The sequence below is a fragment of the uncultured Dialister sp. genome (genome assembly GCF_900538805.1).
Taxonomy (GTDB): Bacteria; Bacillota; Negativicutes; order Veillonellales; family Dialisteraceae; genus Dialister.
The window spans coordinates 1-13,739 of the sequence record NZ_UPZP01000060.1 but is presented as its reverse complement, the minus strand read 5'-3'; the positions used below and the strand labels follow the sequence as shown (position 1 = coordinate 13,739).

Genomic DNA, 13,739 nt, shown 5'->3' with positions numbered 1-13,739 from the left:
TATGCATTTTTTATCAACTATAATACTCGATGTAGTTCGATATTAGAAGTAATAGAATGAATATATTCAATACGCTTCGAAAGCTGCTCATTTAAATCATTAAAGAAATAAATAAGAAATATGCATTGTTATCCATGAAATTTCTTGAGTAGGCCTATTTTTTAGTATATAATACATGTATAAAAGTACATGACTTAAATGAATGATGCAAATGATGCACATAATTATCATTATTCATAGAAAATAAATCATATAGGAAACTTCTGATTTTCAAAATGTTATCAATTCTTTGCTGAAGGGGAATACGTTATCATGAACAGAAAGAAAGAGAGAATGCTTCTTGTCCTGGCCGCCCTGGCTGCCATGCCGGCTGTGTCGCTGGCTGCAGAACCGCCGGTGATTCCGGACTCTGCCCGCACTGCCATGGAGGCCGGGAGAAACCAGGCAGAGGCTATGATGCGGCGGAATGAATGGAAGGACCGGCAGCGTCAGATTTCCCAAACCCGGACCGGCGTGTCAAAGGTGGAAACACCGGAAGAGGAAACGCCTTCCCTGAACATTCCTGAATCGGAAAAGGTTTTGGTGAAGGATTTCATCATTGATGGACAGGATGTGTACCCGGAAGACAGGCTGAAGGCCCTTCTGGCCGACAAGAAAGGGAAAAAACTCTCCTTCAAAGATATCCAGGACGGAGCGGACCGGATTACCCGCTATTTCCGTGAGAAAGGATATATCGTAGCAAAGACCTATATCCCGCCCCAGGATGTGACAGCCGGCGTCGTCCACTACCGCGTGGAAATCGGCCGCTTTGACAGGCCAGCCATTACGAACAAGACGAATATCCGGGACAGCGCCATCGAGAAACAGGCCCAGGCGGTGAAGGAAGGGGAATACGTGACCCGGGACAAGCTGGAAAGAGCGGTGTGGCTCGTTTCCGACATGGCCGGCGCCGACGCCCGCGTGGCGTTGAGCAAAGGCAGCCAGCCGGGCACGGTGAAACTGGACATGACTGTGGAGCCCTATGTAGGCAAACACGGCCTCATTTCCGCCGATAACTACGGCAGCCGGGCCATGGGCTACAACGAATACTCTCTGGACTATGATTTCTGGAACCCCGCCAGAAACGGGGACCACCTCATGGCATCCATTTCCACCACCGGCCGCCACATGTTCAACTGGGGCGCCAACTACATTATGCCCCTTGCCAAGGACGGCCTGAAGCTCACCGTGGGCTACAACGTTTTCAGCTACGACATGGGCGACGAATGGGCCATGTATAAAGGCGTAGGCACCTCCCGGGTCACCTCCCTGGGCCTGGACTACGCCATCCGGAGAAGCCGGCGCCATAACCTGTACACCGGCATCCGCTTCGAACACAGTGAAATCAAGGACGAATACAGAGCCTTCGATGCCACCTACGGTGACAAGAACGGAAACGCCCTGATATTCTCCCTTTACGGCGACGACCAGGACACCGCCGGCATGACGGACTGGAGGGTGGACTGGAAACTGGGCCACATCAATAATAAAGCCTTCCACTCCGATAACCTCTACGCCCGCTGGATGGCCGGCGACCCTGACACCAACGGTGATTACTCCAAGATTCGCGGACGCATCGAAAGACACCAGAACATTAACAACCGTTCCTACCTCCTCCTCTCCGCCTATGGCCAGTACGCCTTCACGCCCCTGGACTCCTCGGAACACTTCTCCCTGGGCGGTCCCTACGGCGTGAAAGCCTACCCCACCAGTGAAGGCTCCGGCGACAGCGGCTACATTACCAGAGCCGAATACCGCTGGCTCATCCCCGTAGAAGCCCACGACCAGCAGCTCCAGCTCGCCTTCTACGCAGAACACGGCGGCGTGTGGATCGATAGAAACGGAGGAAACTCCGGCAGTAAAAACCACAGAAACCTCCAGGGACTAGGCGTAGGCATCATCTGGCAGCGCTGGCAGGACTGGTTTATCCGCGCCGACTACGCATGGAAACTGGGCGGAGAAGACCCCGTTAGCGACACCAGCCACAACAACGGACGCTTTTGGATCCGCGGCGGATTCTATTTCTAAAGGACAGGGAAGCGGAGCTTCCCTGAAGGTTCAGAGGGTTCAAAAGGTTCACAAGGTTCAAAGGGTGGTGGTAGGCGTCCTTTGAAATAAGGGACGCCAGTTTGGATAAAACCTTAACAACCGCCCTTGCGGGCGTGGGAAAACAAGCCAACCGCCCTAGCGGGCGTTGGAAATGCACCCCTTCTGCCGCCTGCGGCGGCACCTTCCCCGGAGGGGGAGGTTTCAGCGGCGCTTTCTCTTAGAGACATGTGACACGTTGCCTGGCATCCATAGTGCCCCCGTCAGGGGGAAAGGTGGTGCCGTAAGGCACCAAAGGGGGGAAAGCCACCGGAGGTGGCTAATCTCCGAAATGCTGTCCACGACATATGAGATAAAAGTTAAGCGTAGAGCAAACCTCCCCCTCCGGGGGAGGTGCCGTAGGCAGAAGGGGTGCATTTCCACGGGCGCAGCCCGGTTGTTTGGTTTTCCATTTCGCGAAGCGAAATTTTAAAACTCATCGCCAGCAGGGCGATACCACAACCCTCTGAACCTTCTGAACCCTCTGACCCCTTTGAACCCGGGCCGCAGAGCGGCTCCAATGCTGCCCCCTGAGCGAAGCGAACACAACCTTTCTATACAACCTGCGCCGTCAGGCGCGCCCCTTTATTAAAATAAAAACGGCCTCATGGCCTTACTATAAACCAATTCATCATACAAGGAGAAAACGAAAATGCACAACTATGGACATTGGAAAAAGACACTGGCTCTTCTGGTCATGTCTGCCCTTTCTCTGGGTGCCTCCAGCGTAGACGCCATGCCGGAAGGCGGTGTCATCCGCTCCGGTGAAGGCGCTGTCTCCCAGAACGGCAGGGAAATGACCATCCGCCAGGACTCCGGACACCTGGCCATGGACTGGACCAATTTCAACGTAGGAAAAGATGAAACCGTCCGTTTCCAGCAGCCCGGAAAGGATGCACTGGCCCTGAACCGCGTTACCGGCAATCAGCAGTCCGTCATCGACGGAAGTCTCCTCTCCAATGGCCATGTGCTCCTGGTGAATCCTAACGGCGTAGTCATCGGCAAAAATGCCTCCATCGACGTAGGAGGCCTCGTGGCTTCCACGGCCCATGTGAAGGATAATTTCATGAAAGAATTCGGAAACAGCACAGGCGCCTTCACCCTGGGCGGCGTTTCCGATGGAAAAATTATCAACGAAGGCACCATCAACGCCGAAGGCGGCCTGGTGGCCCTTCATGCTGCCAAAGTAGAAAACAGCGGCACCATTAAGAGTAACGGCGGCTCCGTCCTCATGGCGGCAACGGACACCCTCACCCTCACCCCTGACACCGACGGCAAACTGAACTTCACCGTAGACGGCAAAGTGGCCGAAGCCAGCGCCCTCAACAAAGGCGCCATCACCGCCGACGGCGGCACCATCGTCATGACCGCCGACAGCGCCTCCGACGTCATGGGCACCGTGGTCAACAACGAAGGCACCCTCCAGGCCAGGACCCTCCGCAAAAACGAAAAAGGTCAGATTCTCCTCGAAGGAAACGATAAAGGCCAGGTAGAAGTCAGCGGCACCTTCGACGCCTCCGGCGAAGGTGTTGGCCAGGATGCAGGAAATATCAAAGTCATCGGACAGAAAACCATCGTCCACGACGGCACAAACCTCCTCGCAAAGGGTGATGTAAACGGCGGCAAAATCGAAACCTCCGGTGACGTACTGGACCTGGGAGATAACCTGAACATCGACGCCAAAGGCGTAAACGGCAAAGCCGGCGAATGGCTCCTGGACCCGCTGGACGTGATTATTGCGGATGAGGACCCGACAACGACTTATGATTCAACGAAATATGATATAAAAAAATATGAGACAGATGGCAGCTTATCCAGCAATACAACGATTGGATATTACGATCCAGTTTCTAAGGAAACTGCTGATGCATCGGCTACAAGCACTGGTATTACATGGATTAAGACGAAGACAATCAAAGACCTGCTCGATAATAGAACAGATGTAACCATTCAGGCGGCAGCGACCAACGGGGTGGCAAATATTACAGTCAACTCTCCCATTACTAAAGAATCAGGGACTGATGCTACTTTAACCATGGATGCCATGCGTAATATTACTATTAATAAGGATATTACATCGAAGAGCGGTAAATTGAATGTATTTTTGAATTCCGATACCAATGGCAATAAAGTCGGTGCTGTTATTATTAATGCCAATATTAATACGAATGGTGGTAATTTCACATCTACCAGTGGTGGAAATATTGTGTATACGCCTAAGGCTACCAGCACGACAAAAGGCTATGATTTAGGAACACTTGGTAAAGATTCCAATGTTGATTCAAGCAAGGTTACTGTGGGTACATATTTTGGTAATGTTAATGATAAGTTTGTGGCAGATGGATCTAAGGCTGATCGTTCTATCACAACCAAAGGCGGTAGTATTACTTTAAATGGTGAAGTGGCCATCGGTCTTGCTGGTGGTACATTGAATCTGGATTCTACTGAGAAAGGTGCAGATGGAAATACTGTAAAAGATGCTGATGGTCATTCTATAGGTGGCAGTGTTACAGTTACAGGAATTATTAACTCCGGTAACAGCTATGCTACATATATTTATGGAACAGATGCATGGAACGACCTGATTAAGGAATCTGGTCTTGTTGACAAATACTTAGCAGCAGGTACAGTTCCGTCGTATCATTATAAGGCTGTCAATTATGTGACAAACCCGGATGGAACGTACAAGGTCGATGCAAATGGTAACTATGAAACGACTACAGAGGCTAAAGTGATTGATGGCCCGCATTATACCTATAGTGAAGCTAATACAGAAGATCCCCGTTGGACTGGAAATGGACAAGGGTATTCACCTACCAAAGGTACCGGTTGGACATCTGTGGAAGTGACTGGGACAAGTGTTGAAGACAGCATGACAGTCAAAGAATTCCTTACGTATTATAAGATAGCAGCGCCAGATAATTTTAAAGCAAAATACGGCAGTGTCGATCCGACAAAGGATGATAATGCAACAATTGTGGCAGCAATCAAGTCGAATCCGACTTTGCTGGCTAATTTGACAGCAGATATTAATGATTTGCTATCTGTCAACTGGTTTGTTGCTAAGAACTTGGCACAGGGAGGTACGAAAGGCGGCTCTACTGTTGGTGATACCTATTTGGCCACCCTCACCACGATACTGGAAAATTCTTTGTCTGCTCCTGAATCATCAACCGCGCTCTTCGTTGGCGCCAGGGGGTCTGGCGTTCTTAACAAGAAAGGGAGTACAATCGAAGATAGGGAATTGCCCTATTCCTACTATGGTTTACCGGATGATCCACTGTATTCAAATGGTATGTACTGGGTAACTGGTCCTGAAGGGAAAGCTAATGATGGTAAAGGCACACAGTTCTATAGCAATGTTGGCTCTGATTGGTCGAAAACTTACAAAGATTCTAAGGGAAATACTACTTATAACAGCGGAACCGATGTATACGGATTCGTCAACTGGTCAACTTGGCCTGCAGGTGGAGTTACAAGAACACAGCCGGATAACAGCGGCCCCTTCCTGACTGTAGGATATGGTGCAAATAGCCAGTGGGATGATTCTTCTATGGCTGGCGGCTATGGTGGTGCTGAGAGTGCTTGGGCTAAAGGTTTTGTTCAGGAAAAGAACCTGGTCAATTCCAGCTTGAATATCAAAGCCGGAAACGGTGAAGTCAAACTTCAGGGAGATATTGGTAAAGCTAAGGCTCTCGATACAGTAAATATCGAAAGCACCGGCGCAGTGACTATAGGAACAGACAATAACAACGTTACTAATTATTATCATGGTACTGTATATGTGGACCATGGGCTGTACATTTCCGGAAATGGCGTCACCGTAGGCGGAGAAATCCATTCTGGTGAAAGTCCTAAAACGGATACTTCTACTACCCTGGATGATAAATACAAGGATAGCGTAACTATTGAATCTGCCGGTAATATCGAAGTGCACGGTATTACGTCCAATACCTATAATGTCTCTAAGACTGATGGTACAGCGACTACCCGCGGCGGCAAAATCAGCCTTACTTCTACCGGAGACAAAGGCAAAATTACTCTGGGAGCTGGCGTTGACTATGACGGTAATGCTACGGCAGGCACCCTGGCTGCTGCCAGCACTGAGAAGGGAGCTGTCGTTATCGATGCCCAGGGAAGCCAGGGCTCTTTGGTCAACTCTACGGATCCGAAATACTCTGCTATTACTACCGGTACCGACGGTACCTGGCAGGTCTATGTGAATTCCCCCAGCGACTACGGTACTAGCCTGGGCAGCAATCTGATCAGCGGTACCAATGCCCAGTGGACGGCCAAATCCACTGCCAATACCACCGTGACTACCAATAGTTCTAATAAAATGCTGACGAACTATACCGATACCTATAACAGCAGCAACAAGTTCATCTTCCAGGTGACTCCGGTGATCACCATTTCCGGTGGCTATGCTTCCAAGACCTATGGAGATTCCCTGTCTGAAAAAGCAATGGCGGACACGCTGACCTCTAAGGCAACTTACAAGTATTCCCAAAAGAATGACATTGATGTTACCAGCTTCAAAAACTTTAATGAATCCGATTATCTGACCTATGTGACCAGTTCAGGCGGCACGAAGAAAGGCCTCTCTACGGTCAGCGTATCCAGTGACGGAGCTAAAGAAACGGCCACTCGTACCAAAGGAAATGAAAAAGTAAAAGGTACAGATGGAAAAGAAACGAATGAATACAAGAAGGCTGACGATGACAACCGAGCCTTCTATGTGATGGATGTGACCTATCAGGATGGAGTCAAGACACTGAACGGGTACGACAAGGCTGCCAATGATGGGGAAGTAGAAATCAAGCGGAAAACATTGAATATCAGCACCGATGGCACCCAGACCTATGGCAATACTGCGGTGACCAATGGGAAGCCTTCTTACGACAAAACCCAGCTGGTGAACGGAGATACACTGGGCGATATCCAATATACCATTGCCACCGACGGTAGCTATGCTGCCAGCAAAGGCAGCAACGATACGGCTCACGCAGGCAGCTATGAAAAACAGTACCTGACTTCCAGCGCAGAAATAAAGGCCAGCGATGACAGCGATGCTTCCGCTAACTACGAAGTTACTGGCAGTGGTACCATCACGGTGAAGCCGGCAGATTTGGTTCTTCAGTTAAAAGATGTCTCTACCACCTATGGTCAGAAGTTTGATGAGAAGACCTATGGGTATAATCAGGATACTGATTATCTGAAAGGTCTCCTGAAAAATGGCGATGATGTTTCTGTAATAACAGATAACATCAAAAACGATGCAATCCACTACAATAACACCGGTGCTGTGACAGACGCCGATAAAAATACAAAAGGTATTTACACGGCTAATGCAGGTGCGAATTACGCGATTTCTAGTAGTGATACGATTTCTCTGCAGGATTACAAGGTGACATTTACATCTGGTAAATCAACCGTAAACAAGGCTGTCCTGGTGGTTGATACAACGGGAAAGACCCGTACGTACGGTGATGTGACCAACGTGGCCAATGATATTAATGTGGACAATGCAGCTAGCTTCCATGTGGCAGGCGGCACAGCGCAGACGGTCAATGGCGATAGCTATGATGATATCCTGAAAGAAATGAATCTGTCCACAAAATCTGATGCTTTGGTTACCGGTGACGACGGTAAGGTTAAAACCGGTAATGCGAATACAGATCCAGGCTATGACATCAAAGCTGCATTTAAGACTGACCTGACGAATTATACGGTAACGGAAGGTGTTGTAGGTAAAGAAAAGATTGAAAAGGCAGACTTGACCTTGACATTGAAAGATGTCTCTACCACCTATGGTCAGAAGTTTGATGAGAAGACCTATGGGTATAAAAAGGACAAGTCTGATCTCCAGGGGTTGACTAATGGTGATGACGCAAAGGCCATCACCGATGTCCTCCAAGACAGCGACTTCACCTATGTGAACGGTGGGGCAAAATCCGATCCCAATAACGAAAATGTCAAGACTCAGGATGCAGGCAGCAGCTACAAGATCACAGGTACTACCTCCAAGACGCTGGACAACTACAACATCAAAGTGGTGAATCCAGGCAACTCTATTGTTTCCAAAAAAGCCATTACTGTTAAAAATGAAATGAACCAGATTTATGGTGAAAAGGATAGTACAACTTTTAGCGAAATCGTTCGCCCGGACCTTGCAAATGGAGATAAGCTTGATATTTCTAAAGACTCTAAGTTTACTATTTCCCTGAGTGAAGATCCAAACACACCATATAATGAAAAACGTAAAAATCGCGATACAGCCGATGTGGGAGAATATGCGGACTCTTTGAAATACAGCGGTGGTGGAATTGTCCACAGTGATGGAACGGATGCTTACGAGAACTATGATGTAACTATCAAAGGAATAGCCAAAGTTCATCCAAAAGATATCTACACTGAGGTAATCGGTAAAGGTTCTACTCTGAACGATTTGACCTGGACAATCCTGAAAGATCCGAAAGACCAGATGGCTAATGGTGATAGTGTAAACTTCACTTATAAGCCGGGAAATCTGATTTCCTATGATGATCAGATCTTCGATGTGAACAGTTTCATTAATGGCACACAGACCTATGGTTCTACCACCGATGTAGACCCCTATGGAAAGAACTACATCTTCCATTCCACCGGTATCGTCCAGCTCACCTTCAACCCCATTGTAAAGCCTGATGTATGGGCTCACAGCGGCGGTTACCGTCCGCGGAACAAGATCGAAACGTCCCTTCCTGTATTCCGCGTGGAAGATGCAAAGGTTGGCCAGTACGGAACCTATGGCGTGGAACACAGGGAAGACGAGGACAAGCTCGTCCTCTCCGCCACCGGCATGAGACTGCCGGAACCGGACCAGGTGCCTGATGAAGAAAGAACCTTCACCACCACCCTGTCCACCGAGGAAGGCAGCGGCACCTTCAAGCTGGAATACAACGGCGTTTCCCTCAAGGTTCATCCGCAGGACAAGGAAGCAGAAGAAGTGGTCCGCGCAGGCGATAAGACCAAAAACGTGTCCCTCTCTGAAAAAGCTCTCTACGTGGGCTACACAGAAATGGGCCTGGACCTCATCGACCTCAAGGGTGTGTACATCTACTTCAACTGATTGTTTCAAGGCAATCAAAAACTCCTCTCTTTTCAGGGAGGAGTTTTTTTAATGACACGCCCTTGAAGGCGAGAGGTTTGGGGGCCCTTCGGGCCGAGGCCGGGATTGGGACGGCTGTATTCCCGTAGGGGCCTGCGCCTTCGGCGCAGAGGGGCATATGGCCTTGTGCTAACGCACGGGCCAAGAGTTGTGGCCGCTGACACGGCGGGGGCAAAAGCCGTGGAGGGCGCTCTCAAAAAAAGGGGCGCCCTTATGATAAAACCAAACAACCGCCCTGGCGGGCGTGGGAAATGCACCCCTTTTGGTGCTTCGCACCACTTCCCCCGGAGGGGGAAGTTTTAGCGGCGCTTGCTCTTTGAGACATGTGGCACGCTGCCTGGCATCCATAGTGCCCCGTCAGGGGTGGCAAAGGAACTGGAGTTACACCAGCGAACTGGATTCGTAGGGGAGGGAAGCGACCTGAGAATCCAGTGACATGCTTTCCTGTGGAGAAGTACCGCCGCAGGCGGGGATAGGGGTGCATTTCTAACGGGCCGTGGGCCCGGTTATACGGTTTTTGCTGCCGCCCTTGGCGGCATATATATTCATCGCCCGAAGGGCGATACCACAACCCTCGGCCCAAAGGGCCGTCGCCCCCTGAGCGAGAGCGAACACAACCTTTTGCCCGAAGGGCAAAGCCCCTTCAGCCGCGGAGCGGCTGTCCACCTTCCCCTCTGAACCCGGGCCTCAAAGCGGTCCCTTTATTTCCCAACCTCATAGGGCCAGTCCAGAATGCCGCCCATGTCTCTCACGTCGGTGTAGCCCAGTTCCACCAGTTTCATGGCCGCTTTTTTGCTGCGGACGCCGGAGCGGCAGTAGACGATGAGGGGCTTTTTCTTGTCCGGCAGTTTGGCGGTGACGGTGTCGTCGATGGTGCCAAGGGGAATGAGGCGGGCGCCGGGAATGTGGCCCTGCTGGTATTCCGCTGGTTCTCTTACGTCGATTAAGGTGATGTTTTCTTTTTTCATCATTTCATGGCCTGCCTGGGGTGTGATTTTGTGGTAGGCGTCAGATGCGGACGGAGCGCAGCCGCCCAGGAAGACCAGGGGGATGAGAAGTGCGAAGCACAGGAAGATGGCGTGGTGCATGGTATTTCCTCCTTTGGAAATAAACCTTTATGAATGATGGCCGAAGGAGAAGAAGTTTTTCACCTTCTGCCAGAAGGACTGGATCTTTGAAATTTTCACCGGCGCCTTGGGCGCCCGGGCAGTGCTGGCCTGGCGGACGAGCTGCATGTTCCGGTGGGCGGTGCGGGTGACGATACGGGGCGGCGGGGTAAAGGTCTTTTCTGCCGTTTTCGCTTCGTTTTTCATGGACGGCAGGGCGGAGTGGGCGGCGCGGATGGTGCGTTTCTGGTGACTCCGGTCCACCACTTTGAAGGTAATGCCATCCTTTTCCGGTCGAAGTTTGGGGGCAGCAGGCTCTTTCGGATTGTCTCCCACAATCTGCCCCGTTTTCAGGTCAAATTTCGCAAAGCCCGCTTTGGCGCTGAAGGGGTTCTCGTCGAAATCGTGGACCCGGGAGGGGCTTGTATCCATGGAAATCACATCCGGTGCGTCTTTCCCCTCGGCCTTCGCCTTCCGTGCTTCCTCCCGCTTCAGCTGGTTCACCAGCCGATTCTTCGCCCGGCTGTCAAAGGCCGGTTCCTCGGCAGCCCAGAAACCGGACTGCTGGATATTTCTTTTATCTAAATCATAGGAAATCCGCGCGCCGCAGCGTGTGCAGCGGACCGTGCCTTTCCGTTTCTTCACGTCCAAATCAAATAAAGTCAGCTTCTGCCCGCAGGCGTGGCAGATTAAAGTAAAAGCCATATGAAAGACCTCCTCTTATAGGTAAGTATAATGGAGAAGAGGGGAATGGTAAAGGGGCTTTGGGACACGCCCTTGCGGGCGTGAGGGTTGACGGCCCTTCGGGCCGAAGGTTCTTAAGGGGCTTAAGTTTGACGCGCCTTTGGCGCGAGGGTTCTGGTGGGCGCCTTTTATGGACACGCCCTTGAGGGCGTGAAGGTTCAGAGGGTTCAAAAGGTTCACAAGGTTCAGAGGGGAAGGTGGGCGGCTGCGCCGTCAGTTACTAGAAAACCATACAACCGCCCTGTGGGCGTAGAGAAAACAAGCCAACCGCGCCTGCGGGCGCCGGAAATGCACCCCTTCTGCCGCCTTCGGCGGCGTCTTCCCCGGAGGGGCAGATTTGCTCTACGCTCAGCTTATTACCTCATAAGTAGCACAAAGCATATAGCTGTTATAACTTCCCCCTCCGGGGGAAGTACCGCCGCAGGCGGGGATAGGGGTGCATTTCCATCGGGCGCAGCCCGGTTGTATGGTTTTCTATTCTGCGAAGCAGAATTATAAAACTTCATCGCCGAAGGCGATACCACCCCCTCTGACCCCTCTGAACCTTCTGAACCCTCTGAACCCTCACGCCGACAGGCGTGTCAAAAGGCCGGTTAATCCTAAGAACCGTCCGGCACCCCAAGGGGCCGGACAAGGACGCGCTCCGCGCGTCCTTCAAATCCCATTTCCTTTCTCTTCCTATTCATGCTACAATAAAAACATTAAATATATGAATCATGTGACCGCTGATGCGGCTTGCTATAAAGGAGAATGCCTATGTTTCTCACGCAGATACAGGGATTGTTTATGACTATGAGGCTCTGGGATATTCTGGATATCCTGGTGGTTGCCTTTTTTCTATATCGTATTTACATTTTAATCCGCGACACCCGGGCTACGGCTCTTTTGAAGGGGCTGGTGTTTCTTGGAATTTTTACGGTGATTGCCGGGTGGCTGCAGCTTCATGTGGTCAGCTGGATTCTGGACAAGCTGATGACGGTGCTCATCGTGGCGCTGCCGGTGGTGTTCCAGCCGGAGCTTCGCCGGGCGCTGGAGCAGATCGGCCGGGGAAAGTTCTATGTTTCTTCCCGTGTCATGAATGAGGTGGAGTGGGACCATGTCATCGATGATGTGGTGGCTGCCACCATGACCATGTCCGCCAATAAAATCGGCGCTCTTATCGTGTTTGAACGGAGCGTGGGGCTGGATGATCGCATTGACACGGGCATCCGCATTGAGGGTCTCGTTTCCAAAGAGCTTCTTGGAAATATTTTCATCGTGAATACGCCTCTCCACGACGGCGCCGTGATTATCCGCGAGAACCGGGTCATGGCGGCGGGCTGTCTCCTGCCGCTGACTCGTGACCATAACCTGTCCACAGAGCTGGGCACCCGTCACCGTGCGGCTATCGGCATGTCCGAGCAGGCGGACTGTGTCATCGTGGTGGTCAGTGAGGAAACGGGCATCGTTTCCTACACCTACGGCGGCCATATTTACCGCGGTCAGGATGCGGAAAGTCTGAAGAATATCCTTCGGAACTATCTGGTCACCAGTAAACCGAAGGGCGTCAGCGATGTACTGCAGAAATGGAGGCCCCTGAAATGAAATACACAAGATTTGAATGGTGGCTTCCGAAACTCCTCTGCCTCATCGCAGCCTGCGCCCTGTGGGTGTATGTGATGAACGAGCAGAATCCCCAGGTGGAAAATACGTACACCGTACCGGTGGAAACAAGAAATCTGGACCGCTCCCTGGTGGCAACCAATGTACCCTCTACGGTGAAGGTGAAGGTTCGTATGTCCCGAAGTGACATGATTTACATGCGCTCCGACAATATCAAGGCCTATGTGGATTTAGCGGGCCTCACCGACGGCGATTATCCCAATACCCCCATCCTGGTATCCGTACCGGGTGATGAGTCTGTGGTATCCGTCACGCCGAAAACCTTCGACCTGAATGTGGATACCTATGCTGTGAAGACACTCCCTGCCAATGTGCAGATTTTCGGAACGCCGGAAACGAATTTCTCCGTAGAAAGCAATAAGGTCACTCCCGATACCATAACCATCGCCGGCAGCTCCACCATGATTGCCAAGGCCGACAGGGCCGTGGTATCTGTCAACATTGCGGGCAAGGAAAAGAGCTTCTCCGAATTTGACAGCGTCAACATTCTGGATGCCGATGGAAATACGGTGACCGGACTGGATGTCATGCCCAGCCAGGTGAAGGTGACAGTGAAGATGAAGGAGGCCACCAAACTGGGCAACCTCCCCATCAAGATAGAAACCAAAGGGGACCCTGCCAAGGGCTACAAAGTAGGTAAAATCACAGTCACCCCGCCGGTGGCTACCCTGACGGCTCCCTTCTCCTTCTTCGCTAATAACAGGACATTTGACCTTGATCCCATCGACGTCACCGGCGCCAGCGCCGACATCCACCGCCTTGTCTCCGTCACCCCTCCGCCCGGCGGCAGTGTGGCAGTACCCAGGGTGAATGTGACAGTGGAAATCGATGAAGACTAAAGGGCCGCCGGAGGCGGCCCAGGTTCAAAGGGTTCAAAAGGTGTGCGCCAGTTCGGCGTGTATAGTATAGTCCGGTGAAAGCCCGGGCCCGGCAAAGCCTAGCAAGCAGCCGGT

6 protein-coding genes are annotated in these 13,739 nt (G+C 51.3%); 4 read left to right on the top strand and 2 right to left on the bottom strand.

Annotation, left to right across the window (positions count from 1 at the left end; genetic code table 11):
• Positions 1-312 precede the first annotated feature (312 nt).
• Positions 313-2,067 (top strand): ShlB/FhaC/HecB family hemolysin secretion/activation protein, encoded by a 1,755-nt coding sequence (locus QZQ29_RS06340; protein WP_296961287.1) that lies wholly within the window; start codon positions 313-315, stop codon positions 2,065-2,067.
• A 709-nt stretch (positions 2,068-2,776) separates the two neighbouring features.
• A complete protein-coding gene (locus tag QZQ29_RS06335) occupies positions 2,777-9,235 on the top strand; it encodes a filamentous hemagglutinin N-terminal domain-containing protein (protein ID WP_296961283.1) in 6,459 nt (2,152 codons plus the stop codon).
• 740 nt (positions 9,236-9,975) lie between these two features.
• Here the strand turns inward: QZQ29_RS06335 and QZQ29_RS06330 are convergent.
• Together QZQ29_RS06330 and QZQ29_RS06325 are read right to left on the bottom strand one after the other, a co-directional pair.
• On the bottom strand, positions 9,976-10,362 hold the full coding sequence (locus QZQ29_RS06330) for a rhodanese-like domain-containing protein (RefSeq protein ID WP_296961279.1): 387 nt from the start codon (positions 10,360-10,362) through the stop codon (positions 9,976-9,978).
• A 27-nt stretch (positions 10,363-10,389) separates the two neighbouring features.
• Entirely contained in the window at positions 10,390-11,085 is a 696-nt protein-coding gene (locus tag QZQ29_RS06325; RefSeq protein ID WP_296961277.1) for a hypothetical protein, read from the bottom strand.
• Positions 11,086-11,880: 795 nt separating this feature from the next.
• Here QZQ29_RS06325 and cdaA point away from each other — a divergent pair.
• Positions 11,881-12,708, top strand: a complete 828-nt coding sequence (cdaA, locus tag QZQ29_RS06320) for a diadenylate cyclase CdaA (protein ID WP_296961275.1) — start codon at positions 11,881-11,883, stop codon at positions 12,706-12,708.
• Positions 12,705-13,625 (top strand): CdaR family protein, encoded by a 921-nt coding sequence (locus QZQ29_RS06315; protein ID WP_296961273.1) that lies wholly within the window; start codon positions 12,705-12,707, stop codon positions 13,623-13,625. The genes cdaA and QZQ29_RS06315 overlap by 4 nt, the downstream gene beginning before the upstream one ends.
• Positions 13,626-13,739 lie beyond the last annotated feature (114 nt).